The organism is Streptomyces sp. NPDC008313, from assembly GCF_042956125.1.
Lineage (GTDB): Bacteria > Actinomycetota > Actinomycetes > Streptomycetales > Streptomycetaceae > Streptomyces.
Map to the genome: position 1 here is coordinate 14192 of NZ_JBIBFR010000011.1, position 26976 is coordinate 41167.

The 26976-nt window shown below is 72.9% G+C and carries 26 protein-coding genes and 2 pseudogenes; 16 read left to right on the forward strand and 12 right to left on the reverse strand.

The genetic code is table 11. From position 1 onward, the window contains the following. Positions 1-71: 71 nt before the first annotated feature. The 3 genes from ACFY93_RS16270 to ACFY93_RS16280 form a co-directional block, all read right to left on the reverse strand. Positions 72-278 (reverse strand): DUF5999 family protein, encoded by a 207-nt coding sequence (locus ACFY93_RS16270; RefSeq protein ID WP_391358694.1) that lies wholly within the window; start codon positions 276-278, stop codon positions 72-74. 326 nt (positions 279-604) lie between these two features. Continuing rightward, positions 605-1189: a hypothetical protein gene (locus ACFY93_RS16275; protein WP_391358697.1), complete on the reverse strand. Its 585-nt coding sequence runs from the start codon at positions 1187-1189 to the stop codon at positions 605-607. Between the two features lie 246 nt (positions 1190-1435). Further along, complete coding sequence (locus ACFY93_RS16280) at positions 1436-1579, reverse strand: hypothetical protein (RefSeq protein WP_391358700.1); 144 nt, start codon at positions 1577-1579, stop codon at positions 1436-1438. A 156-nt stretch (positions 1580-1735) separates the two neighbouring features. On the opposite strand from ACFY93_RS16280, the gene ACFY93_RS16285 reads away from it, so the two are divergent. After that, positions 1736-3232, forward strand: coding sequence for a glutamate-cysteine ligase family protein (locus ACFY93_RS16285; RefSeq protein ID WP_391358702.1), 1497 nt, complete (start codon positions 1736-1738; stop codon positions 3230-3232). Positions 3233-3613: 381 nt separating this feature from the next. Beyond that, positions 3614-4414, forward strand: a complete 801-nt coding sequence (locus ACFY93_RS16290) for a type II CAAX prenyl endopeptidase Rce1 family protein (protein WP_391358705.1) — start codon at positions 3614-3616, stop codon at positions 4412-4414. Positions 4415-4483: 69 nt separating this feature from the next. Here the strand turns inward: ACFY93_RS16290 and ACFY93_RS16295 are convergent, their stop codons facing one another. The 4 genes and pseudogenes from ACFY93_RS16295 to ACFY93_RS16310 form a co-directional block, all read right to left on the reverse strand. Beyond that, the gene (locus tag ACFY93_RS16295) at positions 4484-5293 is read right to left on the reverse strand and encodes a PhzF family phenazine biosynthesis isomerase (protein WP_391358708.1); all 810 of its coding nucleotides are present in this window, start codon (positions 5291-5293) and stop codon (positions 4484-4486) included. A gap of 219 nt (positions 5294-5512) precedes the next feature. Further along, a pseudogene (locus tag ACFY93_RS16300) lies at positions 5513-5807 on the reverse strand (DUF1330 domain-containing protein). Between the two features lie 34 nt (positions 5808-5841). Then, entirely contained in the window at positions 5842-7275 is a 1434-nt protein-coding gene (locus tag ACFY93_RS16305) for an MFS transporter (RefSeq protein ID WP_391358712.1), read from the reverse strand. Next, positions 7272-7634 (reverse strand): MarR family transcriptional regulator, encoded by a 363-nt coding sequence (locus ACFY93_RS16310; RefSeq protein WP_391359333.1) that lies wholly within the window; start codon positions 7632-7634, stop codon positions 7272-7274. Before ACFY93_RS16310 ends, ACFY93_RS16305 begins: the two co-directional genes overlap by 4 nt. Positions 7635-7880: 246 nt before the next feature. On the opposite strand from ACFY93_RS16310, the gene ACFY93_RS16315 reads away from it, so the two are divergent. The 4 genes and pseudogenes from ACFY93_RS16315 (at position 7881) to ACFY93_RS16330 (ending at position 11965) form a co-directional block, all read left to right on the forward strand. Continuing rightward, positions 7881-8555: a helix-turn-helix transcriptional regulator gene (locus ACFY93_RS16315; protein WP_391358715.1), complete on the forward strand. Its 675-nt coding sequence runs from the start codon at positions 7881-7883 to the stop codon at positions 8553-8555. Between the two features lie 303 nt (positions 8556-8858). Then, positions 8859-9527: a Clp protease N-terminal domain-containing protein gene (locus ACFY93_RS16320; RefSeq protein ID WP_391358717.1), complete on the forward strand. Its 669-nt coding sequence runs from the start codon at positions 8859-8861 to the stop codon at positions 9525-9527. Between the two features lie 86 nt (positions 9528-9613). Next, positions 9614-10681: an EamA family transporter gene (locus ACFY93_RS16325; protein ID WP_391359335.1), complete on the forward strand. Its 1068-nt coding sequence runs from the start codon at positions 9614-9616 to the stop codon at positions 10679-10681. A 306-nt stretch (positions 10682-10987) separates the two neighbouring features. Beyond that, a pseudogene (locus ACFY93_RS16330) lies at positions 10988-11965 on the forward strand (DMT family transporter). A gap of 222 nt (positions 11966-12187) precedes the next feature. Here ACFY93_RS16330 and ACFY93_RS16335 read toward each other — a convergent pair. Further along, positions 12188-12877: a pyridoxamine 5'-phosphate oxidase family protein gene (locus ACFY93_RS16335; RefSeq protein ID WP_391358719.1), complete on the reverse strand. Its 690-nt coding sequence runs from the start codon at positions 12875-12877 to the stop codon at positions 12188-12190. A gap of 36 nt (positions 12878-12913) precedes the next feature. Between ACFY93_RS16335 and ACFY93_RS16340 the strand changes: the two genes are divergently transcribed. Next, positions 12914-14245 (forward strand): aminotransferase class I/II-fold pyridoxal phosphate-dependent enzyme, encoded by a 1332-nt coding sequence (locus ACFY93_RS16340; protein ID WP_391358722.1) that lies wholly within the window; start codon positions 12914-12916, stop codon positions 14243-14245. 54 nt (positions 14246-14299) lie between these two features. Here ACFY93_RS16340 and ACFY93_RS16345 read toward each other — a convergent pair whose 3' ends face one another. After that, positions 14300-15370: an EamA family transporter gene (locus ACFY93_RS16345; protein ID WP_391358724.1), complete on the reverse strand. Its 1071-nt coding sequence runs from the start codon at positions 15368-15370 to the stop codon at positions 14300-14302. 73 nt (positions 15371-15443) lie between these two features. Between ACFY93_RS16345 and ACFY93_RS16350 the strand changes: the two genes are divergently transcribed. Next, on the forward strand, positions 15444-16346 hold the full coding sequence (locus ACFY93_RS16350; RefSeq protein WP_391358726.1) for a LysR substrate-binding domain-containing protein: 903 nt from the start codon (positions 15444-15446) through the stop codon (positions 16344-16346). A gap of 150 nt (positions 16347-16496) precedes the next feature. Here the strand turns inward: ACFY93_RS16350 and ACFY93_RS16355 are convergent, their stop codons facing one another. Next, positions 16497-16985 (reverse strand): Rieske 2Fe-2S domain-containing protein, encoded by a 489-nt coding sequence (locus ACFY93_RS16355; protein ID WP_391358728.1) that lies wholly within the window; start codon positions 16983-16985, stop codon positions 16497-16499. Positions 16986-17175: 190 nt separating this feature from the next. Between ACFY93_RS16355 and ACFY93_RS16360 the strand changes: the two genes are divergently transcribed. The 7 genes from ACFY93_RS16360 (at position 17176) to ACFY93_RS16390 (ending at position 23595) form a co-directional block, all read left to right on the forward strand. Beyond that, a complete protein-coding gene (locus ACFY93_RS16360; protein WP_391358730.1) occupies positions 17176-17937 on the forward strand; it encodes a HipA family kinase in 762 nt (253 codons plus the stop codon). Positions 17938-18035: 98 nt separating this feature from the next. Beyond that, positions 18036-18389 (forward strand): DUF3037 domain-containing protein, encoded by a 354-nt coding sequence (locus ACFY93_RS16365; RefSeq protein ID WP_391359336.1) that lies wholly within the window; start codon positions 18036-18038, stop codon positions 18387-18389. A gap of 204 nt (positions 18390-18593) precedes the next feature. Further along, positions 18594-19355: a 3-oxoacyl-ACP reductase FabG gene (fabG, locus tag ACFY93_RS16370; protein ID WP_391358733.1), complete on the forward strand. Its 762-nt coding sequence runs from the start codon at positions 18594-18596 to the stop codon at positions 19353-19355. Between the two features lie 17 nt (positions 19356-19372). Beyond that, positions 19373-20134, forward strand: coding sequence for a glucose 1-dehydrogenase (locus tag ACFY93_RS16375; protein ID WP_391358736.1), 762 nt, complete (start codon positions 19373-19375; stop codon positions 20132-20134). 191 nt (positions 20135-20325) lie between these two features. Beyond that, entirely contained in the window at positions 20326-21909 is a 1584-nt protein-coding gene (locus ACFY93_RS16380) for an ABC transporter substrate-binding protein (protein ID WP_391358739.1), read from the forward strand. A 164-nt stretch (positions 21910-22073) separates the two neighbouring features. Further along, positions 22074-22757 (forward strand): uracil-DNA glycosylase, encoded by a 684-nt coding sequence (ung, locus tag ACFY93_RS16385; protein WP_391358741.1) that lies wholly within the window; start codon positions 22074-22076, stop codon positions 22755-22757. A 319-nt stretch (positions 22758-23076) separates the two neighbouring features. Then, on the forward strand, positions 23077-23595 hold the full coding sequence (locus ACFY93_RS16390; protein WP_391359339.1) for a hypothetical protein: 519 nt from the start codon (positions 23077-23079) through the stop codon (positions 23593-23595). Between the two features lie 37 nt (positions 23596-23632). On the opposite strand, the gene ACFY93_RS16395 is transcribed toward ACFY93_RS16390, so the two are convergent. After that, complete coding sequence (locus tag ACFY93_RS16395) at positions 23633-24091, reverse strand: hypothetical protein (RefSeq protein ID WP_391358744.1); 459 nt, start codon at positions 24089-24091, stop codon at positions 23633-23635. A 303-nt stretch (positions 24092-24394) separates the two neighbouring features. Here ACFY93_RS16395 and ACFY93_RS16400 point away from each other — a divergent pair, with 303 nt between their 5' ends. Next, a complete protein-coding gene (locus ACFY93_RS16400) occupies positions 24395-25306 on the forward strand; it encodes a Gfo/Idh/MocA family oxidoreductase (protein WP_391358746.1) in 912 nt (303 codons plus the stop codon). Here the strand turns inward: ACFY93_RS16400 and lnt are convergent. Beyond that, a complete protein-coding gene (gene lnt, locus ACFY93_RS16405; protein ID WP_391358750.1) occupies positions 25224-26888 on the reverse strand; it encodes an apolipoprotein N-acyltransferase in 1665 nt (554 codons plus the stop codon). The two genes, ACFY93_RS16400 and lnt, sit on opposite strands and share 83 nt — an antisense overlap. Positions 26889-26976: the final 88 nt, after the last annotated feature.

Sequence of the window (26976 nt, forward strand, 5' to 3'; positions counted from 1 at the left end):
GTCTCCGGGCCGGCCCCTCGTCTGTCAGGGCGGCCGCGGCCGCCCTCGGTGGTGAGTGGTGCGCGGACGGCTCAGGCCGCCGTCATCACCGTGTCGGCGCCCAGCGGACGGTGCGGGGCGATGATCTGCCCGTCCGGCAGGAGCTCACCGGTGTCCTCGAAGATCAGAACGCCGTTGCACAGCAGGCTCCAGCCCTGCTCCGGGTGGTGTGCCACGAGGACAGCGGCTTCCCGGTCGGCGGAGTCGGCTGAGGGACACGGTGGTTGGTGCTGGCACATGGGTGGGATCTCTCGCTGGGTGGTGATGTGAGTGATGGCTGTGGTGTCTGTCCTGCGGCTTGATGTACTCATGCCGCCCCCCGTTTGTGTGTGTGGTCAGGACCCAGTGTTGCCCTACGGGCGTCAATCCGCAGGGATTTGGCAGCAGCGCTTCTCACAGGTTGATGACGCGTCACCCACGCGGACGGTTCAGTGCAACTGCACTGTCCCTTCGGGTGGTTCGGCGTGGCCGTATGGGACTGGTCCGGGCGCCGGCGTGCCCCGCGGCCGGCGGGCGGCGGCGGGGCACGGGTGTGCGGCGGCGGGGGTGCGGTGCGGGCCGGGTGTCAGGCGGGCGAGCTGAGCAGGGGCGCGGGGGTGAGCCGCAGCGTCAGGACCGGCAGCAGGTCGGCGACACGGTGCGGACGGTGGGAGGCGATGCCCGGAGGCGCCGGGGCGAGCGGCACCAGGAGGTCCGTGGCGGCGGGATGGCCGGTGTCCCCGTCCGCCGTGAGGTCGCCGTGCAGCCAGAGCGTGAGCATGTAGAGCTCGGGTACGGACAGCAGACGGGCCTGGTAGGGCTGCTGCACGCTCTCCGCCTGACGCAGGGCGCGCTCGGTCGCGGCGATGTACGGCCCCTCGAAGAAGCGGGAGAAGGCCCAGCCGTCGGGCGTCAGCACGGTCTCCGCGGCGGCCACCGCGCGGTCGCCCGAGCGGATGAGGAAGCGCCATCCGGCCAGCCGGGTGGTCGGCGTCCCCGCCGGAGTGGCCTGGTCCAGGACGTGGACCGGCAGGGGGAGATCGGGCGTGCAGGGTCCCTGTGCGGTCCGCAGGGAGGGTGTGCGGGCCTCACTGACCGCGGTGGGGGAACCGAGAGCGGTGAGGACGGTGCGGAGGGCGGGCGCGGGAGCCGGCGGGACAAGCAGGGGCATGGTGGATCGCCTCTCAATTCGACAGGCACAGTGGCGCGAGGGCGGGGGCGGACGGCGCTGTCAGCTCTCGAGGTCAGAGGTGGCGGGGCCGGACCCTGCCATCAAGGTGATGCCTGCCGCACGTCGACTCGACGCCAGGACCCACGACCGCGAGCGCCAACTCTCTGCCTCGTTCGGCAAGTTTATACGACAGGTGTTCACATGGTGTTTCAGCTACCCGTCGTCAATATGAAGAACAAGGCGTTATCAGGTCGGCAAAACGAAGGGTTTCATCCCGATTCCGGACGGGTACTCGGCGATGACCTCGGAATATGCCGCCGATGCGGTCGGCCGATTGTCGTCGGCGTTTTTCACGAGGCCGCAGTGAGCTGAAACTGCGTGGTGCTTCATGCCCGGTGAATGTGCCTGGAGCCTGTCCGGTCCAGGGTAGCGGCCGGCGGGCAGTCCGGGGGGCGTTATGGATCGCGTTTGGGGGGCATCATCCTCCGTGACCGTGGACATCAGCGGCCGGAGTGTCGGCCTGCCCATCCGAGGAAGGACACTTCGATGGGGGAAAAGGTCGTGGCAGGGCCGTTCGACCTGTCCGATCGCCGGCGTTACCGCGAGAAGCTCCAGCAGTGTCTGACGGGGCTGGCGCGGCTGCTGGACGAGCAGCGGTTCGATCGGCCCAGGAATCTGATGGGCCTGGAGATCGAGTTGAATCTGGCGGGTCCGGACGGCATGCCGAGAATGATGAACGGACAAGTACTGGAGCGCATAGCCAGTCAGGATTTCCAGACAGAACTCGCCATGTTCAACCTGGAAGTCAACATCGCTCCCCACCGATTGGGCGGCCGCGTTTTCGACCGGCTCGCCGAGGAGTTGCGCACGTCACTGGCGTACGCCCACCGGAAAGCGAAGGAGCTCGACGCCGGAATCGTGATGATCGGCATTCTGCCGACCCTCGGCAGGGACGACCTGGTCTCCTCGAACCTGTCCGACGTCGACCGCTACACCCTGCTCAACGACCAGATCGTGGCCGCCCGCGGCGAGGACTTCAAACTCGACATCGACGGCGTCGAACGGCTGGTCTGTACGTCGAAGTCCATCGCCCCGGAGGCGGCCTGCACCTCGGTGCAGCTCCACCTCCAGGTCACTCCCGGGCGTTTCGCGGACGTGTGGAACGCGGCGCAGGCGGTCACGGCCGTGCAGGTCGCCCTCGGCGCCAACTCCCCGTTCCTCTTCGGTCACGAGCTGTGGCGCGAGTCGCGGCCCCCGCTGTTCCAGCAGTCCACCGACACCCGGCCGCCGGAGCTCCAGGCGCAGGGAGTGCGGCCGCGGACCTGGTTCGGCGAGCGGTGGATCACCTCGGCGCACGACCTGTTCGAGGAGAACCTGCGCTACTACCCGGCGCTGCTGCCCATCTGCGACGAAGAGGACCCGCTGAAGGTGCTCGACGAGGGAGGCGTCCCGCAGCTCTCCGAACTCGTCCTGCACAACGGGACGGTGTACCGCTGGAACCGGCCCGTGTACGGGATCGCCGAGGGCGCGCCGCACCTGCGTGTCGAGAACCGCGTCCTGCCCGCGGGACCCACGGTCACCGATGTGGTCGCCAACGCCGCCTTCTACTACGGGGTGGTCCGCGCCCTCGCCGAGGACGCGCGGCCCGTGTGGACGAGGCTGCCGTTCGAGGCGGCCGAGGCCAACTTCGACGCCGCCTGCCGGTACGGGATCGACGCGCGCCTCGAGTGGCCGCGCCGGGGCCGGTACGCGGGGACCGCGCAGGTGGACGCCGTGCACCTGGTGCGCGACGAGCTGCTGCCGCTGGCCGCGGCGGGGCTGGACGCCTGGGGCATCGAGCCCGCCGACCGGGACTTCTACCTCGGAGTGATCGAGGAGGGGTGCCGCCGCCGGACGAACGGCGCGAGCTGGCAGGCCGCGACCTTCCACCGGGCGCTGGAGAAGGGTCTCGACCGCGAGGCCGCCCTGGCCGCGACGACCCGGCGCTACAGCGAGCTGTCGCGGCTGGGGGAGCCCGTGCACACCTGGCCGGTGGGGCTGTAGGAGCCCGTGCCGCTGGGGTGAGGGCGGCACACCTTCTTCTCGGCATCTCCCGGACGACGCCCGGAGGGTCCCGCCGGGCGAGTGGGTGAGCGGCCCGACGCCGGGGGGCTGTGGGCCGAAGCTCAGGGTGCCTCGGCCGGGCCGCTGTCGTGGTCGCCCGCGCGCCGAGCGGCGCGCCCGTCACCGGGGGCCGGTGCCGTCCGTGACGGGCGCGTCGGGCATGCTGTGACCTCCCCGCGGTGTCGCCCCGTCGCCTCGCCGGCCTGTCGCACGCGATCGTCGTCGTCGTCACGCGTCACGTCGTCACGCGTCACGTCGCCGAGTCGTCGGAGAGCCGGACCGGCGGGGCGGTGGTGCGGGACTACTCAGCGGGAGGCAGCAGTGCAGGCGGAGCCGGGGCCGGCGGGCGCATCCCTTCCGGTGAAGCGGTCCCCACGGCAGATCCTCCGTGACGAGACGATCCTCGTGCTGGCCCTCTCGCTCGGCGCGAGCGGGGTGTCGGCGCTGATCAGCTTCGTCGGGTCGGTCACCGAACCGGGCGGGCTCAAGGACCAGGCGGCGACCCTCAACGCGTCGGCGGCTCCGGGGCGCCCCTGGCTCGACCTGGCCTGGCAACTCTTCGGCATCGCCTCGGCGCTGGTGCCCGTGGCGCTGGTCGCGCACTTCCTGGTGCGCGAGGGAGAGGGGCTGCGCACGCTCGGGTTCGACCGTACGCGGCCGTGGTCCGACCTCGGCCGTGGCGCCGCGCTCGCGGCGGTGATCGGCAGCACCGGCATCGCGTTCTACCTGGCGGCCCGGGGCCTCGGGTTCAACCTCACCGTGGTGCCCGAGGCCCTGCCCGACGTGTGGTGGAAGTACCCGGTGCTGATCCTCTCCGCGATCCAGAACGCGGTCCTCGAAGAGGTGATCGTCGTCGGGTATCTGCTCCGCCGCCTCGACCGACTGGGCTGGAGCCCGGGCACCGCTCTGGTGGCGAGTTCGGTGCTGCGGGGCTCCTACCACCTCTACCAGGGCGTCGGCGGCTTCGTCGGCAACATGGCGATGGGTGTGGTCTTCGCCTGGCTGTACCGCCGCTGGGGCCGCGTCGGGCCGCTGGTGGTGGCGCACTCGCTGCTCGACATCGGCGCCTTCGTGGGATACGCCCTGCTGGCCGGCCGGGTCGGGTGGCTGCCCACGCCGTGACGGCCGCCCGCCCGGAGCGTCGGGCGCCGTACGCTCCGGCGTGCGGCCTCAGGGTGCCCGGCGTGATCGTCAGGCGAGCAGTTCGCCCTCGATGACCGTGACCGCGCGGCCGGTGAGCAGGGTGCGTTCGCCGCGGACCTCGGTGCGGACGAGCCCGGAGCGGCGCGAAGCCTGACGCCCGGTGAGACCTGCCCTGCCGAGACGTTCGGACCAGAAGGGGGCCAGGGCCGTGTGGGCGCTGCCCGTGACCGGGTCCTCGTCGATGCCGACGTTCGGGAAGAAGCAGCGGGAGACGAAGTCGTAGCCGTGTGACGGATCGGCGGCCAGGGCGGTCGCGATGACGCCCCGCTCGGAGTGGCGCGTGAGAGCCCGGAAGTCGGGGGCGAGATCGAGGACGGTCTGCTCGTCGGCGAGTTCCACCAGCAGGTCGCCCACGTTCGGGCCGGTGTCGAGGGCCGAGCGCGGCTCCGCGCCCAGGGCCTCGGCGAGGCCCGCCGGGACGTCGACCGGGGTGAGCGGCGCGGTCGGAAAGTCCAGGGTGATCGACCCGTCCTCGTGCGGCGTGGCGATGAGCACCCCGCTGCGCGTGGCGAACCGCACCGGCCCCTGGTGGGCGCCGGTGGAGTGCAGGACGTGCGCGGTGGCCAGCGTGGCGTGACCGCACATCGCGACCTCGGTGGCGGGAGTGAACCAGCGCAGCGCCCAGTCGGCCTCGCCTCCCCCGGGGAGAGGGTGGGCGAACGCGGTCTCGGCGTGGTTGACCTCCAGGGCGATGTTCCCGAGCCGGGCGTCGTCGGGGAAGGCGTCCAGCAGGAGCACACCGGCCGGGTTGCCGGAGAAGGGGCGGTCGGTGAAGGCGTCGACGATTCGGATGCGCATAGGACGACGCTAGAGGGCGGCCAGGGCCGCAGGCCAAGGCCAATCCCGGGGATCTGGACCGCCTTCGAGGGCTCACCCGTCCCACGCCCTGAACGATCTGGTCCCTGGCCACCCCGGTGGCCCGCGGCGACCGTACGTGTCGAGACGGAACCCAGGGTCTTTCGTTCGGATCAGGCCGGACCCCGCGAGCCCGGCCTGATCCGAACGAAAGAACCTAGGTCAGTCGATGCCTTCGACGATGCGGAAGTCGCGCTCGACGCCGTCGGAGAGGGCGGCCAGCGCCTCCTGGTAGGCCGCACTCTCGCGCGCCGCGACGGCCTGTTCGAAGCTGTCGAACTCGATCAGGATGGTGCGCTCGGCGATTCCGGCGTCATACGCCACGACCCGGCTGGGCGCGGGAGAGGACCCGACCGCCCCCGGCCGCGACGGCCGGACCGGCCGGCTTGTCGTAAGCAGCCAGCTTCGCAGGGTCTGCAATGGCGCGGTAGACGCTGACCCAGTAGCCCTTGGGCATGGAACCTCCAGTGTCGGAAATGAGCGCATCTGACTTACGGGTTGGTCTCGGACGTGCGTCGGCGGGCGAGAGCGAGGCTTGCCAGCGTCGTGATCGCCATGGCGCCGATGCCGGCCAGCGCCGCGGTGGTGTAGGCGCTGTCGTCGGGGAAGAGGCGGCCGGGGCCGGTGCCCGCGGCGAGGATCAGGCCGCCGATGGCGCTGCCCAGGGAGTACCCGACGCTGCGGACGACGTAGTTGAAGCTCATGGCGCTGGACGTCTCGCTCGTGGGGGTGACGGCCAGGATGACGCCGGGCATCGCGGCCGAGAAGCCGCCGACGCCGAAGCCGAGCACGCCCATCGCCGCGAACAGTTCGGCCAGGTCCGACCGGGCCGCCGCGAACAGGGCGAACCCGCCGCCGACCACGACGGCGCTGCCGGCCAGGAGCAGGCGGTCGGCGATCCGCGTCCGGACCCGCGGCGTGAGCTTGCCGGCGACGAACCCCAGCACAGAGAACGGGACGAGGACCAGCCCGGCGACGAAGGTCGTCAGCCCGAAACCGTAGCCGGCGCCGTGCGGCGTCTGCGCGTACCGGGTGATGAGCGTGAGCAGGAGGTACATGCCGATCCCGCCGAAGAACATCGCGAGGTTCGCCCCGGCGACCGCCGGGTGCCGCACCGCCCGCACATCCACCAGGGGCGTCGTGCTGCGCAGCTCGATGACGGCCCAGAAGCAGAGCAGCACCACCGCGACGACGGCGAGGCCCGCCGCCATGGCGAGGTGCCGGCTCCACAGATCCCGTTCGCCGGCGAGGAACAGCACCAGGAGCAGCGCAGCGGCCAGGACGACCGCGCCTGCCACGTCCACGTGGGCGGAGCGGCCCTCGGGGGCTTCGGGCATGGAACGCCACGCGGTCAGGAGGGCGGCGGCGGTGACGACCAGGCCGAGGCCGTAGGCGGCCCGTACCCCGCCGAACTCGGCGAGCAGTGCGGCCAGCGGGTAGCCGACGCCGGCCCCGATGACCGAGACCACCGAGATCAGGGCGATCACGGCCGCGCCGCGCTTCTCGGGGAGGTGGTCCCGGGCCACGCCCATCATCAGCGCCGTCAGCCCGAGCCCGACGCCCTGGGCCGCCCTGCCGGCCAGCAGCCACGCGAAGGGCAGCGGCAGCACGGTGAGCGTGCTGCCGGCGACGACGACCATCAGCGTGGCGAGGATCGTGGCGCGCCGGTGAGGGCCGGCTCCTAGGCGGCCCAGGACCGGCGTGGCGACGGCGCCGCTGAGCAGCGCGACGGTCAGCGTCCACTGGGCGCTGCCGAGCGAGACGTGGAACGAGGTCGCCACGCTGGTGATGAGCGGCGTCCCGAGGCTGGCGACCGCCGCCACCACCAGAGCGATGAACATCAGGGCGGGGACCAGCAGCCGCGTCTCGGAGCGTGCCACCGGGAACGCCTTCACCGCACTCCCGCCGACCGGCTGCCCGGTCACTGCCTCGGCCCTTCGCGGTCCTGGCTTTCGAGTTCCGCCAGATGCCTCAGCGCCGGCAGGGCCGCCACCAGCGCCTCGACCTCGTCGCCGGTGAGCTCGCCGATCAGCCGCTCGAACGCGTGGACGCCCGCCTGGCGCCGCGTCCGGACATAGGAGGCGCCGGCCTCGGTCAGGCACACCAGGGTGACCCGCTTGTCGGACGCGTCACCCCGCCGCTCGACCAGGCCGGACTCCTCCATCACCCGGACCAGGGCGGTCATCGCGGGCTGGGTCACGCCCTCGACCGCCGCCAGATCGGTGATGCGCCGCGGGCCGGTCCGGTCCAGGGTGGCCAGGGTCGCGGCGGAGGTCAGGGTCATGTCCCGGGGCAGGCGTCTCGCGGCCCTGGTGGCCAGGCCGTAGAGGGCTGCCCCGATGGCGGCGGACGCACCGGATTCGGTGTCGTGACGACTCATGGTCGAAGCATAGTCTTTTTATATTCATAGTTTATGTAAATCGCGGACGCGGAGACCTCGGTGGGCTCCCGCGAGGTTCTCCAGGGGGTTGTCGGACGCGAGTTCGCGATATATCGTTGAGGCATCGCGATCGATCAACGATGGAATGGAGTGATGGCGATGCGTTCCCATGGACAGGCATTCGGGCCGGAATTCGGTTACGGACACGAACACGGACATGGACAGCACGGCGGTCCGGGCCATCGGGGTCGGGGCGGCTTCGAGGGGCTGCGCGGGGCCTTCGGGCCCTTCGGGCCGGGTGGACACGGCGGCCCCGGCTTCGGTGGACCGGGCTTCGGCCCCGGCCCCTGGGGCGGACGGGGAGGCCGGGGCGGGCCCCGGGGCAGGGCGCGGCGCGGCGACGTACGCGCGTCGATCCTGGCCCTGCTCAAGGACCGGCCCATGCACGGCTACGAGATGATCCAGGAGATCGCCGAGCGCAGCGGCGGGGCGTGGAAGCCCAGCCCCGGCTCGGTCTATCCCACCCTCCAGCTGCTGGAGGACGAGGGCCTGATCACCAGCGCCAGCGAGGGCGGCAAGAAGTTGTTCTCGCTCACCGAGTCGGGCCGCGCTGCGGCCGACGAGGGGCCCGAGGCGCCGTGGGAAGAGGCCGGGCGCGGGGTCGACTGGGAATCCCTGAACGAGATCCGGCAGGCCGGCTTCGGTCTCATGGAGGCCTTCGGCCAGGTCTGGAAGACCGGCAGCAAGGACCAGCGCGAGAAGGCGCTCTCGGTCATCAACGAGGCCCGCAAGAAGCTGTACCTGATCCTCGCCGACGAGGACTGACCGGCCGGGGGCCTGGGGCCCCGGCCCGGTGAGGCGTCCCACTGAAGCGATTCAGCGGGACGCCTTCGTCATGCCGCGCCGACGGACCGGGTGGGGCCGGCGGCAGGCCGGGGTCGTGCTGAGCGGCGGGCGTCCGGCGGTACGCGCCGGGTGTGGGACGAGGCGGCGCGCGCCCCTGAAACGATGTCGGCGCGATGTCATCCGTAAGAAGGAGGACCGCCCGCCCGTGCACTACCTCCGTGGGACGGGAACATGGTGCCCACCGAGGATGTGTTCGCCCGGAGAGGCTGATGAGGTGGGACAGTGCGATCCCGAACTTCCCAGCAAGCGGCCGCCGGGAGCGGTCCGAAGCACGCGGAAATCGACGCCAGGCTCACTGCCGAGCTGGCCTCGGTGGTCGCCGGTGCGCGCAGAAGGGCGGTGCGTGACGGGGACCGGCAGATCGACACGGCCCACCTGCTGCACGCCCTGCTGGAGTCGGACCCCGGGGTCCGCGCGGTCTTCGAGGACGGTCAGCACCTCGCGCGGCTGCTCGGCTACCTCGTGCAGCGCAGCATCGGCTACGGGCTGCGCTGGCAGAGCGCGGCCGAGGTGTCCCGAACGGCGCCGGTGACGGCCCCCGGCGCCGGCTGGTCGCCCGTGGCGGCGGAGGCGCTGGAGCACGCGTGCGAGCGCGCCGGGCGACGCGGTGACGCGCATCCCCGGGGGCTCGACCTGCTGGCGGCCGTCCTCGTGGACCCCCGGTCGCGGGCAGCGGAAGTGATCGCCCGCGTGGGCGTGGACGCGGCCGGGCTGGCGCACCGGATCGAGGCCGCTGCGGCTGACGGCACGGGGACGGATGCCGCGTCGGACCCGGCGTCGGATCCGGAGGCGGGTGGGGTGGCACGGGTGGCGGAAGGCACGGAGCGCGGCCGGCCCCGTACCCGTGTGGTGAGCGGGCAGCCGGCCCCGGGCGGCGGTGCCGGCTTCTGAGCACGGCCGGCCTGCCCGGTCGCCGGGGTCCATGCTCTGAGACAGGTGTTATCGGGGGTGACGCTCCTGTCGTGGCCTGTCATCATGTGCCGGTGCACACGTCGTCTCAGGGCAGTACAGGCAGTTCAGGCAGCTCAGGCAGTACGAGCGGTCAGGGCCACAGCGGCAAGAGCGTCGGCCTCGGCCTCGCGCTCGTCTCGGCGGTCGCGTTCGGAGGATCGGGCGTCGCCGCCAAGCCGCTGATCGAGGCCGGTCTCTCCCCGCTCCACGTGGTGTGGCTACGGGTCGCCGGCGCCGCCCTGGTCATGCTGCCGTGGGCCGTCCGCCACCGGGGACTGCTCCTCCGCAGGCCCGCGCTGCTCGCCGGGTACGGCCTGCTCGCCGTGGCCGGGGTCCAGGCCTGCTACTTCGCCGCGATCTCCCGGATCCCCGTCGGTGTCGCCCTGCTCGTCGAGTACCTGGCACCGGCGCTGGTCCTCGGCTGGGTGAAGTTCGTCCAGCGGCGGCCCGTGACCCGCGCGGCGGCGCTCGGCGTCGTCCTCGCGGTCGGCGGCCTCGCCTGTGTCGTCGAGGTGTGGTCGGGGCTGGGCTTCGACGCCGTCGGACTGCTGCTCGCGCTGGGGGCCGCCTGCTGCCAGGTCGGGTATTTCGTCCTCTCCGACCAGGGCAGCGACGCGGGCCACGAGGCGCCCGACCCGCTCGGCGTCATCGCCTACGGTCTGCTCCTGGGCGCCGTCGTGCTGACGGTCGTCGCGCGCCCCTGGACCATGCACTGGTCCGTGCTCGCGGGCAGCGCGGACATGGACGGCACCGCCGTCGCCGCCTGGCTGCTCCTCGGCTGGATCGTGCTGATCGCGACCGCCGTCGCCTACGTCACCGGCGTGGTCTCCGTACGCAGGCTCTCGCCCCAGGTGGCCGGAGTCGTCGCCTGTCTCGAAGCCGTCATCGCGACCGTCCTCGCCTGGATCCTGCTCGGCGAGCATCTGTCGGCTCCGCAGATCGCCGGTGGCGCGGTGGTGCTGGCCGGCGCCTTCATCGCGCAGTCGTCGACGCCGGTGAAGCCGTCCGACGGCCCGGTCGCGAGCGGGCCGGGCGAGGCCGAGAGGGAGTTGTCCGCCCGTGGCGGCGCGGTCCAGGGGGTGTCTGATACATGAGCGTGGGAGAAGGAGCGGTGCCGCGAGCGTGCGTGCCGGGCGCCGCGACGCCGCGGGCATGTGTCAGACACCACTGGAGTGCGGACCATGCACGCACGCGCGCTCGTCCTTCCGCCTCCGGCCGCCTGACGCGGGCTCCGCGGACACCACGCCCGGCTGTTCGGCCGGGCCGCTCGGCGCTGCCCGCAGACGAAGTCCGAGGACCTTTCCGTGTACCGGTGCCCGCGCACCGGCCGCGACGTGGTCCATTGCCGAACTTCTGAGCGGCCGCGCGGTGGTGCGGCCGCGTAGCCGCGGAGAGAACACGTGTCGAATGCTGTTTCGGGCCTGCCCGTCGGGCGGGGCCTCCTCCATCTGATCGTCGCCGGTGTCGCCTGAGGCACCGCGGGCGCCGCCGCGTCGCTGGTCTACCGGGCCAGTGACATGGGCCCGGTCGCCCTCTCCTTCTGGCGGTGCGCGGGCGGACTCGTCCTGCTGCTCGCCACCCGCTCGGTCCGGCCGCGCGTGCGGACGGCCCGCGCGGCCGCGCGCCGGGCCGCCGTGCGTGAACCGCTGCGGCGCAGGTCCGTGCGGGCCGCGGCCACCGGGCTCGCGCTCGCCGTCTTCCAGACCGCCTACTTCGCCGCCGTCCAGGCGACGGGCCTGGCCGTGGCCACCGTCGTCACGCTCGGCGCCGGTCCCGTCCTGATCGCGCTCGGCGCGCGGCTGACCCTGGGGGAGCGGCTCGGCCGGGGCGGGGTCGCCGCCGTGGCCGGGGCGCTGGCCGGGCTCGCGGTGCTGGTGCTCGGCAGCGGGGACGCGACGGTACGGCCGTGGGGTGTGGTGCTCGCCGTGGTCTCCGCCGCCGGATACTCCGTGATGACGCTGCTCACCCGGTGGTGGGGGCGCGACGGCCGGGCCGACGCGTCCGGCACCACCGTCGGGGCGTTCGCCGTCACGACGCTCTGCCTGCTGCCGTTCGGCCTGGCGGAGGGACTGTTCCCGTCCGCCGCCGAGCCCGCCCGTCTGCTCGGCATGCTGGTCTACATCGCCGCGGTTCCGACGGCCCTCGCGTACGCCCTGTACTTCGCGGGCGCCGCGGTCGTCCGCTCGGCGACCGTCTCCGTGATCATGCTTCTGGAGCCGGTGAGCGCCGCCGTCCTGGCCGTCGCGCTGCTGGGCGAGCGGCTCACGGCGGCGACTTTGACGGGCACCCTGCTGATGCTGGGTTCGGTGGCGGGCCTCGCCCTCGCCGAGGCGGGAGCCGCACGGGCGCAGGCCGAGCGGGCGACGGTACCCGTCTGACCCGGAGCGGTGGTCGAGAGCCGCGCCATCCACGCGGGTCGCACCCCCGGCCGGGGGTCGCGCCGCCGGACGAGTGGCCGCCGCGAACGCGGGCCGCACCGCCCACGCGGGCCGCACCGCCCACGCGAGACCGGCCGCCGAACGGGTCGTGGCCCGCGCGGGGCCACCGGCCGGCTCAGGGGGCCTTGCCCGGTCACGGCCGAGTGAAGGACTTGCCCCCGGTCACGGCTGCGTGAGGTAGCCGGGGAGTTCGACGCCGGGGGCGAGGTCGGCGGCGGGGACGGCGGCCTCGTACCCCTTGCGCAGGGGGAGTACGCCGGCCCAGTGGGGCAGCGTCATGTCCTCGGGCTCGTCGTTCGGGCCGCCGGTGCGCGCCTTGGCGGACACCTCGTCGAGGTCCAGCCGGATCACCGCGGTGGCGGCGAGCTCCTTGGCGTCGGCGGGGCGGGAGTCCGCCGAGCGCCCCGCCACGACCTGGTCCACCAGCGCGTCCAGGGCCTGCCGCTTCTCCTCCGGGTCCGTCACCTGGTGGGCGAGGCCGTGCACCACGACGGAGCGGTAGTTCATCGAGTGGTGGAACGCGGAGCGGGCGAGGACCACCCCGTCGACGTGGGTGACGGTGAGGCAGACCGGGAGGCCCGGCTCGGCCTTGCCCGTCATGCGCAGCGGGCGGGAGCCGGTCGAACCGTGCACGTACAGGCGGTCGCCGACCCGCGCGTACAGCGTCGGCAGGACGACCGGCGCTCCGTCGCGGACGAACCCGAGATGGCAGACGTAGCCCTCGTCGAGTATCGCGTGCACCGTCTCGTGGTCGTACGCGGCGCGTTCCCGGGAGCGGCTGGGGACGGTGCGGTCGGTCGGCGTGTAGGCGGCGGGCGGTGTCGTGGCCTGCTGGGTACCCGTCTCCGGCATTGCGTACTCCCATTGCACTAGTGCATAATCGTCTTTGTGCTAGGAGAGTATCGGATCACAGGGCGCGGCGCAGCCGAGATTGCCGCCGGCGTCGAGGGTGCCGTCGGTTCCGGGGAGCTGCAGCCGGGTCAACTGCTGCCGCCCATGAGGGAGTTGGCGGCCGACCTCGGGGTGAATCCCAATACGGTCGCGGCCGCGTACCGCACGCTGCGGGAGCGCGGGGTCATCGAGACCGCCGGCCGGCGCGGCAGCCGCGTCCGCTCCAAGCCCGCGACGACGGGGCGCGACCACATCCGCGTCGAGGTGCCCGCCGGTGTGCGGGACGTGTCCGACGGCAACCCCGACCCCGCCCTGCTGCCCGGGTTCGCCGAGGCGTTCGCGGCGGCGGCCCGGCAGGCCGAGAAGGAGCCGGTGGTCTATGGGGCGGACGCCGTGGAGCCGGAGCTGGCGCGGCTCGCCAGGGCGGACCTCGACGCGGACGGTGTGCCGGACGGACCGGTCCTGGTCGCCTCCGGGTCGCTCGACGCGATCGAGCGGGTCCTGGCCGCCCACCTCAGGCCCGGGGACGCCGTCGCGGTCGAGGACCCCGGCTGGGGCAGCGTGCTCGACCTCGTCCCCGCGCTCGGGCTGCGGACGGTCGCCGTGGGCGTCGACGACGACGGTCCCCTCGCCGACGACGTGCGGCGGGCGCTGGCGGCGGGGGCGCGCGCCCTCCTCGTCACCTGCCGGGCGCAGAACCCGACCGGCGCCGCGGTGAGCGCCGCACGCGCGCGTGCGCTGCGTTCCGTGCTGGAGGAGTACCCGGAGACCCTGCTCGTCGAGGACGACCACGGTCACCGCATCGTCGACCGGCCGCTGCATCCCGTCGCGGGCGTCACGCGGCACTGGGCGCTGGTCCGCTCCGTCGCGAAGGCCTACGGGCCCGACCTGAGGCTCGCCGTCCTCACCGGGGACCCGGTCACCCTCGACCGGGTGCACGGACGCCAGCGGCTGGGCCCCGGCTGGGTGAGCCGTCTGCTGCAGCGGGCCGTCGTCCACCTGTGGACGAGCGGCGCGGTGGACCCGGTGGCGGTGGCGGTGGCCTACGGTGTGCGCCGCGACGCGCTGACCGCCGCGCTCGCCGGGCGGGGAGTCGCGGCGCACGGGCGCAGCGGCATGAACGTCTGGGTCCCGGTGCCGGACGAGACGGGAGCCGTCGCGCGGCTGCTGCACGCGGGCTGGGCGGTCGCACCCGGCGCCCGCTTCCGGTTGAGCGCGCCCCCGGCCGTCCGTATCACCGTCTCGGCGCTCCGGCCGGGTGACATCGAGCCGCTCGCGGACGCCGTGGCCGCCGCCGTCGGCCCCGCACCGGCCCGCCGTTACGGGTGACGGCGCGTCAGCGCCCCGCGCCGAACCGCCGGCCGCGGGAGCGCCGCGCATCCCTCACGAGCGCGGCCTGGCCTGCGTGAGGGCCGCGCCCGCCAGGACGATGACGGCACCGACCGGCGTCGACCAGGCCAGTGACTCGCCGAGTATCGCGACGCCCGCCGCGGTGGCGATGACCGGGACGAAGTACGTGACCATCTGGGCCGTCGTCGGGCCGACCTCGGCGACCAGCCCGTGCTGGACGAGCATGGCCAGCCCGGTGCCGAGGGCGCCGAGCACGACGACCGCGAGCAGCGGGACGACCGGCACGCTGCTCGGCAGGGAGGTGAACAGCGGGGTGACGACGGCCAGTTGCGCGGTGGCGAGGAGCAATTGGGCGCCGGTCAGGGAGAGATGCGACTGGCCGGAGCCGGCCAGGGTGCGGCGGACGTATATCCAGCCGACCGGGTAGCTGAGCGAGGCCGCCAGGGCCATCGTCGTCCCCCTGACGTCCAGGCCGCTGAAGCCCTGCCAGGCGCCCAGCACCGTCAGCACGCCGACGAAGCCGATGCCGAGGCCGGCGACCCTGCGCCGGGTGGGCCGGTCCTCGGAGAGCGCCACCATCGACAGGGCCATGCCCCACAGCGGGGAGGTCGCGTTGCAGATGCCCGCAAGCGTGGAGGGGATCGTGAGCTCGGAGTAGGCGAAGAGGGAGAACGGAAGGGCGTTGAGCAGGAAGGCGGCGACCGCGAGATGGCCCCAGGTGCGGATCCCCCGCGGCAGCCGCTCGCGCTTCACCAGCAGCGCGGCGACCAGGACCGCCGAGCCGAAGAGAAGCCGGCCGAACGTCACCTGGAACGGCGCGAACCCGTCCGTGCCGACCTTGATCAGCAGGAAGCTGAAGCCCCAGATCGAGGACAGGAGGACGAAGCGGACACGCCAGTCGGAGGCGGGGCGCCGACGCGCGGTGGGGACGGCCGCCGGCGCGGGGACCGGTGCGGCGGCGGACGCGGTGGCGGCCGTACGGCCGCCGGGACGGCCGGTGGACCGGGCGACGGGCGTACGGCTCCCGGAGGGTTCGTCCGAGGGAGCGACGGCTGGGGCGTCTGCGGGTGTACTGGCCCCGGGGGCGGTGGCGGCGGTGCTCATGGGATCACGATGAGGCAGAGGACCTCGTAGCACAAGCGAGATTTCTGGAGCGATACCTCGTAGTATCGCTTACATGTTGAACCTGGAGCGCCTGCGTACGCTCGACGCCCTCGCCCGGCACGGCTCGGTCAGCGGCGCGGCCGAGGGACTGCACGTGACGACGTCGGCGGTGTCCCAGCAGATGGCCAAGCTGGAACGGGAGGTCGGCCAGCGGCTCCTCGCGAAGAACGGGCGGGGCGTCCGCCTCACCGATGCCGGGAAGCTGCTCGCCGAGCACGCCGCGCGCATCCTGTCCCAGGTCGAACTCGCCCAGTCGGACCTGGAGGCGCAGCGCGGCCAGGTGGTCGGCGAGCTGCGGCTGTCCGCCTTCCCCACCGGCGCGCGCGGGCTGTTCCCCGGCGCGCTCGCCGCGCTCAGAGCCGACCACCCCTCGCTGCGGGTCCGCTCGTGCGAGCTGGAGCCGGAGGCGGGAGTCGCCGGGGTCGTGCGCGGAGACCTCGATCTGGCCGTGGTCCTCGACTGGTACAACAAGCCCATGCCGCTGCCCGACGGGCTCGTCAAGGCGGCGATCCTCGACGACCCCGCCGATGTGGCGATGCCCGTCGGCCACCCGCTCGCGGGCCGGGACGAGGTCGACCTGACCGAGTTCGCCGACGACGAGTGGATCACCTGGGGCGAAGGCGAGTTCTGCCACGAGTGGCTGATCTTCACCCTCCGCTCGAAGGGTGTCGAGCCGCGCATCGGTCACCGCGCGGCGGAGACGCACACCCAGCTCGCCCTGGTGGCCGCGGGGCTCGGCGTGTGCATCGCGCCCCTGCTGGGCCGCCGTCCCATGCCGGACACGGTCGTCACCGTGCCGCTGCGCCAGCGGGTGCGGCGGCACGTGTACGTGGTGTGGCGCGCGGACGCGGACCGCCGCCCGTCGATCAGGGCGGCGGTGCAGGCGCTGCGGACGGCCGGCCGGGCGATCGCCTGAGGCGCGATGGGAAACCGGACGGCCGGCCGGGCGAGCGCGTGAGGCGCGATGGGAAGCGGACGGCCGGCCGGGCGCGGCGCCTGAGACGAAGGGGAAGAGGACAGCAGCACGCCCGGCCGAGCCCGGTTGCCGTCACCGCGCGGGACCGTGTCACGCCAGCTTGATCGAGTCCCCGTCCACGGTGATCCTGGTGGCGGCCAGCGGGCTCGTCGCGGGGCCCTTCTTCACGCTGCCGTCGGCGGCGGAGAACTGGCTGCCGTGGCACGGGCAGTTGATGACACCGTCGGAGATGCCCTTCACGGCACAGCCCCGGTGGGTGCACTTGGAGGAGAAGGCCTTGAACGTGCCGGCCGAGGGCTGGGTGACCACGACCCCCTGGTCGGCGAAGACCTTGCCGCCGCCCTCGGGGATGTCGGCGGTCTTCGCGAGGACCGTGCCACCGGCCGCACCGGCCGCGGCGTTGTCGCCGCCGCCCGTGCCACCGCTGCTCGCACCGTCACTGCCCACCTCGGAGGAGCCGGAGGACGTGTCGTCCGACCCGCACGCGGTCAGCGCGACGGCGAGCCCCGCCGCGCCGACCGCCGCCACGACGGTGCGGCGGGCCGGAGCCGATACGGGCTGGAGCGATTCGCTGGTCATGCTGACGTTCCCTTCGCCGGACGTGACGCCGGACTGCCGAGAGCCGGACGTGGATCTGCTGAAAGGTACGGCCGGTCCGGTCGCGCCGTTCAGTGGGTGCGCCACGACTTCACCCGATCGGGACGCCGCCGCGGAGCAACGGCGGAGGACCGTCCGGGGTCGCGGGAGGCACCCCCAGTAGCCTGGGGCGATGCTCAAGGAAGTCTTCGCCACGCGTTACATCACCCCGTTGCGCGAGGGCGGCTCGCTGCCGGGCCTCGTCGAGGCGGACGATCTCGGCACGTACGTCATGAAGTTCACCGGCGCGGGGCAGGGACGCAAGACACTGGTCGCGGAGGTGGTCTGCGGCGCGCTCGCCCGCCGGCTCAGCCTGCGGGTGCCCGGCCTCGTGACCATCGGGCTCGACCCGGTGCTGGGACTCGGCGAACCGGACCCGGAGGTCCAGGAGCTGCTCAAGTCCAGCGGCGGGCTCAACCTCGGCATGGACTTCCTCTCCCGCGCGGTCGGCTTCGACCCCCTCGCCCATGAGGTGAGCCCCGCCGAGGCCGGGCGCGTGGTCTGGTTCGACGCGCTGGTCAACAACGTGGACCGCTCCTGGCGCAACCCCAACATGCTGGTGCGCCGGGGCGAGCTGTGGCTCATCGACCACGGCGCCACGATGATCTGGCACCACCACTGGCCCGGCGCCGCCGTGTCGGCCGCCAAGCCGTACGACGCCCGCGACCACGCTCTGGCCCCCTTCGGCCCGGACATCGGGGCGGCCGCGGCCGAACTGGCGCCGCTCGTCACCAGGGAACTGCTGGACGAGGTGACCGCCGAGATCCCCGGGGAGTGGCTGGCGGACGAGCCCGGCTTCGAGACGGCCGACGCGCTGCGCCGCGCCTATGCCGAGCCGCTCCTCGCGCGGGCGGCCGTCATCCATGAGCGTGTCGTGACCGAGGAGGACAAGTGAGCGGGACGGCAGGACACGGAACCGCCGTCGACCGGACGCCGGGGAGCGGGGGACCGGCGGGCGGGCGGGCGGCCGGACGTGATGTCTTCGAGTACGCGCTGCTGCGTGTGGTGCCGAGGGTCGAGCGGGGGGAGTGCATCAACGCGGGCGTGCTGGTGTACTGCCGCGCCCGGTCGTACGTGGCCGCCCTCACCCATCTGGACGAGGCCAGGCTCCGGGCGCTGGACCCGCGGGCCGACGTGGCCGCGGTGCGCGCGGCGCTGCGGGCGGTGGAAGGGGTCTGTGCCGGCGGTGCGGAGGCCGGGCAGGCGGCCGGGGACGACGCGGGGCGGCGCTTCCGCTGGCTGATCGCGCCCCGGTCGACGATCGTCCAGCCCGGTCCCGTGCACACCGGTCTGACCGCCGATCCGGGCGTCGAGACCCGGCGGCTGCTCGATCTGCTGGTCAGGTAATCGATCACAGCGGCCCCGTGTGCCGTTGACACCGGGTGCCGTGCCTTCTAGCGTCACGTCTGTCGAAGGTACTAAGCGGTCGCTCACCGGACGGGCGTACCGTGTGAGCCGCAGGTCCTTCGGGGTTCCCCGGAGGCTCCGCGAGGTTGTCGAGACAGCCGGGCCGGGCGACGGCCGGCTTTCCAAGGGCGAGGAGAACCAGCAATGTCCACCACTGAGCAGCGCGTTGCCGTAGTCACCGGTGCCGCGCGCGGCATCGGCGCCGCGACCGCCGTACGACTGGCCGCCGAGGGCCGGGCCGTCGCGGTCATCGATCTCGACGAGGCCGCGTGCAAGGACACCGTCGAGAAGATCACCGCCGCGGGCGGCAGGGCTCTCGCGGTCGGCTGCGACGTCTCCGACGAGGCGCAGGTCGAGGCCGCGGTGGCGCGCATCGCCGAGGAGCTCGGCGCGCCGACGATCCTGGTGAACAACGCGGGCGTCCTCCGCGACAACCTGCTCTTCAAGATGGCCGCGTCCGACTGGGACACCGTCATGAACGTCCACCTGCGGGGCGCCTTCCTGATGTCGAAGGCCGTCCAGAAGTACATGGTGGACGCGAAGTTCGGCCGGATCGTCAACCTGTCGTCGTCGTCCGCGCTCGGCAACCGCGGCCAGGCCAACTACTCCGCCGCCAAGGCCGGGCTGCAGGGCTTCACCAAGACCCTGGCCATCGAGCTGGGCAAGTTCGGCGTCACCGCGAACGCCGTCGCGCCCGGGTTCATCGTCACCGACATGACGGCCGCCACCGCCGCCCGCGTGGGCATGGGCTTCGAGGACTTCCAGGCCGCGGCCGCCACCCAGATCCCGGTGCAGCGCGTCGGCAGGCCCGACGACATCGCCAACGCCATCGCGTTCTTCACCGGCGAGGAGGCCGGATTCGTCTCCGGCCAGGTGATGTACGTGGCCGGCGGACCGCTCAACTGAATCCGGGAGACAGGGACATGACGGAACGTCCGGAACTCTCCGGCAAGGTCGCGCTGATCACGGGTGCCAGCCGCGGCATCGGCTACGGCATCGCCGAGGCACTGGTGGCACGCGGTGACAGGGTCTGCATCACGGGCCGCAACGAGGACGCGCTGAAGGAAGCGGTCGAGGCGCTCGGCGCCGACCGCGCCATCGGTGTCGCAGGAAAGGCGCACGACGAGGCCCACCAGGCCGTCGCCGTCGAGCGCACCATGGAGGCCTTCGGCCGGGTCGACCACCTGGTCAACAACGCCGGTACCAACCCGGTGTTCGGGGCGATCGCCGAGCTCGACCTGAACGTGGCGCGCAAGGTCTTCGAGACCAACGTGGTCTCGGCGCTCGGCTTCGCGCAGCAGACCTGGAAGGCATGGCAGGGCGAGAACGGCGGTGCGATCGTCAACATCGCCTCGGTCGCCGGTGTCTCGGCCTCGCCGTTCATCGGCGCCTACGGCATCAGCAAGGCGGCGATGATCAACCTGACCCTGCAGCTGGCGCACGAGTTCGCGCCCAAGGTGCGGGTCAACGCCATCGCGCCCGCCGTCGTCAAGACGAAGTTCGCGCAGGCCCTGTACGAGGGCCGTGAGGCGGAGGCCGCCGCGGCCTACCCCCTCGGAAGGCTCGGCGTCCCCTCGGACATCGGCGGCGCCGCCGCGTTCCTCACCTCGGACCAGTCCGACTGGATCACCGGCCAGACGCTGGTGGTCGACGGCGGCATCTTCCTGAACGCGGGCGTCGGCTGACCCCGTGACGGCGGACCGGCCGGCCCACTCCGGCCGGCCGGTCCGCCGCCCCCGGAGCGCCGCTCCAAGATCAACAGGGGCATGACAACGTAGTCATAAACATGCTGATCAAGTGCCCCGCCGGGAAAGGGTTCACCCGGCGGGGCACTGCGGTATGGTCTGCCGACCCTTGGTACGGCAGATCGAGGAGCGTGCGCGTGTTCAACCGGAATCGGTGCCTGCGTGAGGTGGCAGTCATCGCGTCGATATCGCTGGTGGCCGGATGCGGTGTCCTGTCGTCGGACTCCTCGGACGACGAGGGACCGATCGTCGTGGGCACGACCAGCGCGCCCAGCACGCTCGACCCGGCCGCCTCCTGGGACGGCTCCTGGGAGCTGTTCCGCAACATCTACCAGACGCTGCTCAGTTACCCCTCCGGCGCGACCGAGCCGCAGCCGGACGCCGCGCAGAGCTGCCGCTTCACGGACGACACGAACCTCACCTACCGGTGTGTGCTGCGCGAGGACATGAAGTTCTCCGACGGCGACACCCTGGACGCCCGGGCCGTGAAGTACTCGATCGACCGGATCAGGAAGATCAACCTCAAGGGCGGCCCCGCCGGTCTGCTCGGCAGTCTCGACCGCGTCCAGGTCAGGGGCGACCGCGAACTCCTCTTCCACCTCAACAAGCCCGACGCCACCTTCCCGTTCGTCCTCGCCACGCCCGCCATGTCGATCGTCGACCCCGACGACTACCCGGCCGACGCGATCCGCAAGGACGGCGAGGTCTTCGGCTCCGGGCCTTACAGCCTGCGGTCCTACAAGGACGGCGAGAAGGCCGAACTGGTCAAGAACGACCACTACAAGGGCTACGCCGACCGGAAGAACGACGCCGTCACCATCCGCTACTTCACGACCTCGGCCGACATGGTCGACGCCCTGCGCAAGAAGGACATCGACGTCACCTTCCGCGGTCTCGCCTCCAAGGACATCGTCTCCCTCCAGGACCGGGCCGAGGAGGACGTCCAGCTCATCGAGGGCGCCGGCACCGAGATCAGCTACCTGGTGTTCAACCCGAAGGACCCGTGGGCCGAGAAGCCCGCGGTCCGCAAGGCGGTCGCTCAGATCATCGACCGGGCGGCGATCGCCCACAAGGTCTACAAGGACACCGTCAACCCGCTCTACTCCATGGTCCCGCAGGGCCTCACGGGCCACACGACGGGCTTCTTCGACGACTACGGGGACCCCAGTTCCTCCAAGGCCCGCAAGATCCTCCTCGACGCGGGCATCACCGAACGCGTCCCGCTCACGCTCTGGTACACGACCGACCGCTACGGCTCCGAGACCGCGCCCGAGTTCAAGGAGATCGCGCGCCAGCTCAACGAGTCCGGCCTCTTCGACGTCACCGTCAAGGGCCGCCCCTGGAAGACGTACGAGGCGGGCTACCGCAAGGGCGAGTACCCCGTGTTCGGGCGCGGCTGGTTCCCCGACTTCCCGGACGCCGAGAACTTCATCGCGCCGTTCGTGGGCCGGGAGAACGCCCTCGGCACGCCCTACGACGCCCCCCGGATCACCGGCGTGCTGCTGCCCCGCTCGCGACGCGAGAGCGACCGCGGCGCCGTGGTCAAGGAGTTCGAGAAGGCCCAGCAGATCCTCGTCGACGACGTCCGGCTGCTGCCGCTGTGGCAGGGCAAGCAGTTCATCGCGGCCAGCGAGGAGATCGCGGGCAGCGAACAGGCCCTGGACCCCTCGACGATCATGATGATGTGGCAGCTGCACCGCAAGACCAGCTGGTGATCCCCCGCCCGCCCGCGGACGGGGCCGGGCCCTGGCGGCCCCCGGTCCGATTGTCAGTGGGCGGCGGTAGGTTCTGTGGTGCCGGCGCGGCCGCACCCTGTGCGCCCGCACGGCGGCCGCGCGCTGTGCGGTCGTGAAGCAACCGCACACCGGAGGAAGTTGACGTGACCGATACCGCCATGCTGCCCGAGTCCTGGCGCGGCGTCCTCGGCGAGGAACTGCAGCAGCCCTACTTCAAGGAGCTTGTCGAGTTCGTGGAGGAGGAGCGCGCGCGGGGTCCCGTCTACCCGCCGCGCGAGGAGGTCTTCGCCGCCCTGGACGCGACGCCGTTCGAGCGGGTGAAGGTGCTGGTCCTCGGCCAGGACCCCTATCACGGCGAGGGCCAGGGACACGGTCTGTGCTTCTCCGTCCGCCCCGGAGTGCGCACCCCGCCGTCGCTGCGCAACATCTACAAGGAGATGAAGGAGGAGCTGGGCACCCCGATCCCCGACAACGGCTGTCTGATGCCGTGGGCCGAGCAGGGTGTCCTGCTGCTCAACGCGGTGCTGACCGTCCGCTCCGGAGAGGCCAACTCGCACAAGGGGAAGGGCTGGGAGAAGTTCACCGACGCGGTGATCCGCGCGGTGGCCGGCCGCCCCGACCCGGCGGTCTTCGTCCTGTGGGGGAACTACGCACAGAAGAAGCTCCCGCTGATCGACGAGGAGCGGCACGTCGTGGTGAAGGGGGCGCACCCCTCGCCGCTGTCGGCGAAGCGGTTCTTCGGTTCGCGCCCGTTCACGCAGATCAACGAGGCGGTGGCCGCGCAGGGCCACGAGCCGATCGACTGGCGCATTCCGGACCTCGGCTGAGACCGTCCGGCGCGGCCGGGCGGGGGAGGGACCGGCGGTGGGCCGCCCCGCCGCCCTCCGGCCGGACCGCCGTGCCGACCGGTGCGGGGGAGGGAGCCGTGTCTCCGGTGTGATTCGGCCGGTCAGGCTCTAGGGTCTGTCCGGCGGGCCGGGTCGCGGGTGCGCCACGACGACCGCGACGACGACTGATCGAAGCGGACGTGCGGGCCGGGTCCCGCGCCGCGGCGGTCGCGCCGGGCAGGCCCCGGCTTCGTGCACGACGGTGACGAGTGTGGAGGACGCGGTGGCGGAGCAGCGGGAGCAGGCGGCGCCGGACGCCATGATGACCCGGATCGGGCAGGCCGTCATGCTGCACCACGGGGGAGACCGTGAGGAGGCCCGGCTCCGCTTCCACGACCTGTGGGCGGAGATCGGGGAGGCCGGTGACCCCCTGCACCGCTGCACCCTCGCCCACTACATGGCCGACACCCAGGACGACCCCGCCGACGAGCTCGCCTGGGACCTGAGAGCCCTGTCGGCGGCCGAGGAACTCACCGACGACCGCCTGGCCGAGCAGCACCGGTCGCTCGCGGTCCGCGCGTTCTATCCGTCGCTGCATCTGAACCTGGCGGCCGACTACGTGAGACTCGGCCGCTCGGAGGCCGCCCGCGGTCATCTGCGCCGGGCCCGCGGCGCCGTCGGCGCACTCGGCGACGACGCCTACGGCGACGGGGTCCGTGCGGCCCTCACCCGTCTGGAACGGCGCCTCGACGGCGAGGGCGACGGCGACGCGGGCCCCGCTCCCGGACCCCGGGGGCCCGGCGGCTGGATGCCGGGACCGCCGAGACAGCGGCCCTGACCGTCACCTTCCCCTGCCGCGAGGGCAGGGGGAGGGTTCAGCCTCCGTACGTCCCCTTGCAGATCACGGACTCCGGGCTGCCCGGGTTCCAGCCCCCGTAGGTGCGGCCGAGGGCGCAGACGTCCGCGTTGCGCGGCACCTTGCGCGGCGGCGCCACCGGGACGCCGGGCGGTACGGCGTGGCGGGGTGCGGGGCGCGGGTCGGTGTGCGGGCGGTGCGGTGGAGCGGCCGGTGCCGCAGGGGCGTGTGAGGCCGTCCGGGACGGGGCGGCCTCGCCCTTCGTGGGCTTTCGGGGCGGCCCGACGCGCTGCAGGGCCTCGCCCGCCGGGCCCTGCACGGCGGGGGGAGCGGTTCTGCCGTCCGCGTGCGGCGCAGGCGGACGGTGCTGCCCGGCGGCGGGGTCGGAAGGGGACGGCCGGTGGACGGTCATACAGCCGGAGAGGGCCGTGACAGCCACGGTGACCAGGAGCGCTGCGGTGGTCGTCGTTCGATACACCCGGGCAACTCTGCTGCGCCGGGCAGCCCTTGGGGAGCGGACAGGCGCAGGATGCCCCGCATGAGTGAGCGCTCCACCCGTCCTGCCCAGCTGTTTTCGGACAGGTTGCGCAGGCGGCGCCGAGGAAGCCGGCCCGCACCCGGGCCGGGGCCCGTCGCGGGTGGCGTCGGCCGGGTACGCGCGCGCCCGCTCCGGCACCGGGACGGTCCCCGCGGGCGGGGCCCCCGGCCGGCGTCCGCCCCGGCCGGCCGTATGCTTCCGGCGAGGTCGGCAAGCCCGTACGCATTCCCTGAGGAGACCCCCGTGAAGGTCGGCTGCATCGGACTCGGTGACATCGCGCAGAAGGCGTATCTGCCGGTGCTCGCCGTCCAGCCGGGAATCGAGCTGCACCTCCAGACCCGGACGCCCGCGACGCTCGCCAGGGTCGCCGGCAGCCTCCATGTCCCGGCGGAGCGCTGCCACACCGACCTCTCCGGGCTCATCGCCCAGGGGCTCGACGCCGCCTTCGTGCACGCGCCCACGGCCGTGCACCCGGAGATCGTCGGCCGGCTCCTGGAGGCGGGAGTGCCCACCTACGTCGACAAGCCGATCGCCTACGAGCTCGCCGAATCGCAGCGGCTCGTACGGCTCGCCGAGGAGCGCGGCGTCAGCCTGGCCGTCGGCTTCAACCGGCGCCTCGCGCCCGGGTACGCCCAGTGTGCCGAGCACCCGCGCGAGCTGATCATCATGCAGAAGAACCGGGTCGGGCTGCCCGAGCAGGCCCGCACGATGATCCTCGACGACTTCATCCACGTCGTGGACACCCTGCGGTTCCTGGTGCCGGGAGTGATCGACGACGTGACCGTGCGGGCACGGACGCGGGACGGGCTGCTGCACCACGTCGTCCTGCAACTCGCAGGCGACGGCTTCACCGCGCTGGGTGTGATGAACCGGCTGAGCGGCTCGACGGAGGAGATCCTCGAGGTCTCGGGGCAGGACACCAAGCGGCAGGTGTTCCACCTCGCCGAGGTCGTCGACCACAAGGGGCAGCCCACCGTGCGGCGGCGCGGCGACTGGGTGCCGGTGGCGCGGCAGCGCGGCATCGAGCAGTGCGTCACCGGCTTCCTGGACGCCGTGCGGGAGGGCAGGGTGCTCAGCGCCCGGGACGCGCTGGAGACTCATGAGCTGTGCGAACGGGTGGTACGTGCGGTAGAGGAGAGCTCCGCCGCGGCCTGAACGCCTGCGCGCCCTCGGCCGCGCACAGCGCGGCCAGCGTCAGCAGCGCCACGCCCAGCGGCCAGTCGCCGAAGCGGACGTACGGGGTGACGCCCCGGGCCAGCGGCACCTCGTACACGGCCGATCCCCTCGTCCCCGTCCCGAGCCAGGAGCCCACGCGGGTGCCGTCCGGGCCGTAGACCGCCGAGACGCCGGTCAGGGTGGCGTGCACCATCGGACGGCCGGTCTCGGCGGCCCGCAGCGCGGCCAGCGAGGCGTGCTGCTCGGGCGCCCAGCTCCGCTGGAAGCTCGACGTCGACGACTGGGCGAGCAGCACCTCGGCGCCGTCCTGGGCGAGATGACGGCTCATGTCGGGGAAGGCGGACTCGAAGCACACCATGGGGCCGACGCGCAGTCCGTGCCCCACGTCCATCGTCACCTGCCGCGTCCCCTGCCTGCGGTCCTCGCCGGCGGCCTTGCCGACGGAGGTCGCCCAGCCGAGGAGGGACCGCGCGGGTATGTACTCGCCGAAGGGGACGAGCCGCATCTTGTCGTAGCGGTCGCCCGTCGGCCCGTGCGGACCGACGAGGACCGAACTCTTGTAGATGCCGGGGCTGTCGGAGCGGCGCGCGTCCACGTTGACGAGGATGTCGGCGCCCGTCCGGCGCGACAGCGCGGCGAGCCGGTCCGCGAGGTCGGGCCGCCCGGCGAGGTCGTAGCCGACGCTGCTCTCGCCCCACACGATCAGATCGGGGTCGCGCCCCGCCAGCTTCCGGGTCAGCGCCTCCTCCCGGTCGAACCGCCGCTCGGCGCTGCCCATGCCGTCCGCGACCGTCCCCGGCTGGACGACCGCGACGGCGACGCTGCCGTCGAGATCGGGGCGCGGCGACCACACCCACGCCGCCGACGTGGCGGCGGCGGTGGCGACCAGCCCGGCCACGGCGGGCATCCGCGACCGGCGCACGGCCACGAGCACGGTGACGGCGACGTTGACGGCCACGACGAGGAAGCTGAGCAGCCACACGCCGCCGACGGACGCGAGCCGCAGGGCGGGTTCCACCTGCCACTGACTCGACCCGAGCAGTCCCCACGGGCCGCCCAGGCCCTGCCACGACCGGACCAGCTCGACCATCAGCCAGCCCGACGGCAGCACCATGAGCGCCGCCCCGACCCGGCCGTGAGAGGGCACCCCCGCGAGGAACCGGTGCACGAGCGCGCCCCAGGGCGCCCACAGCGCCCCGAGCAGCGCGGCGATGACGACGGTGAACACATGCAGGCTCGGCAGCAGCCAGTGGTGCACGGCCAGCATGAAACCGAGCCCGCCGAGCCAGCCGTCGTACGCGGCCCGCCGGCCGATCGGGGCCGAGCGGGCCAGCAGCATCCAGGGCACCAGGGCGACGTACGCGAACCACCACAGGGAGGGTGCGGGGAAGGCGACGGCGGGTATCGCTCCCGCCGCCAGGGCCGCGGCACCGCGCCACCAGCGGGAGCCGAGCCGGTCCTGCCACCGGCCGGAGGAGGGCCGCCCGGAGGAGGGCCGCCCGGGAGAGCGTCGGCCGGACCGACGGCCGACGACCGGCTCCCGGATGTCTGGCAACCTCATGCGGTGGCCTCCCTCGTCGTGCGTGGTCTCCAGTGTGCGCGCCCGAGTGGATCTCCGACAGGGGGCGTCCGCCGGCGGGGCGGTCAGG

Bases quoted from the DNA above. Each gene is read 5' to 3' on its own strand.
- ACFY93_RS16270 (WP_391358694.1), bottom strand. From the start codon at position 278: ATGTGCCAGCACCAACCACCGTGTCCCTCAGCCGACTCCGCCGACCGG.
- ACFY93_RS16275 (WP_391358697.1), bottom strand. From the start codon at position 1,189: ATGCCCCTGCTTGTCCCGCCGGCTCCCGCGCCCGCCCTCCGCACCGTC.
- ACFY93_RS16280 (WP_391358700.1), bottom strand. From the start codon at position 1,579: ATGAAGCACCACGCAGTTTCAGCTCACTGCGGCCTCGTGAAAAACGCC.
- ACFY93_RS16285 (WP_391358702.1), top strand. From the start codon at position 1,736: ATGGGGGAAAAGGTCGTGGCAGGGCCGTTCGACCTGTCCGATCGCCGG.
- ACFY93_RS16295 (WP_391358708.1), bottom strand. From the start codon at position 5,293: ATGCGCATCCGAATCGTCGACGCCTTCACCGACCGCCCCTTCTCCGGC.
- ACFY93_RS16310 (WP_391359333.1), bottom strand. From the start codon at position 7,634: ATGACCCTGACCTCCGCCGCGACCCTGGCCACCCTGGACCGGACCGGC.
- ACFY93_RS16335 (WP_391358719.1), bottom strand. From the start codon at position 12,877: ATGCCGGAGACGGGTACCCAGCAGGCCACGACACCGCCCGCCGCCTAC.
- ACFY93_RS16345 (WP_391358724.1), bottom strand. From the start codon at position 15,370: ATGAGCACCGCCGCCACCGCCCCCGGGGCCAGTACACCCGCAGACGCC.
- ACFY93_RS16350 (WP_391358726.1), top strand. From the start codon at position 15,444: ATGTTGAACCTGGAGCGCCTGCGTACGCTCGACGCCCTCGCCCGGCAC.
- ACFY93_RS16355 (WP_391358728.1), bottom strand. From the start codon at position 16,985: ATGACCAGCGAATCGCTCCAGCCCGTATCGGCTCCGGCCCGCCGCACC.
- ACFY93_RS16360 (WP_391358730.1), top strand. From the start codon at position 17,176: ATGCTCAAGGAAGTCTTCGCCACGCGTTACATCACCCCGTTGCGCGAG.
- fabG (WP_391358733.1), top strand. From the start codon at position 18,594: ATGTCCACCACTGAGCAGCGCGTTGCCGTAGTCACCGGTGCCGCGCGC.
- ACFY93_RS16375 (WP_391358736.1), top strand. From the start codon at position 19,373: ATGACGGAACGTCCGGAACTCTCCGGCAAGGTCGCGCTGATCACGGGT.
- ACFY93_RS16390 (WP_391359339.1), top strand. From the start codon at position 23,077: ATGATGACCCGGATCGGGCAGGCCGTCATGCTGCACCACGGGGGAGAC.
- lnt (WP_391358750.1), bottom strand. From the start codon at position 26,888: ATGAGGTTGCCAGACATCCGGGAGCCGGTCGTCGGCCGTCGGTCCGGC.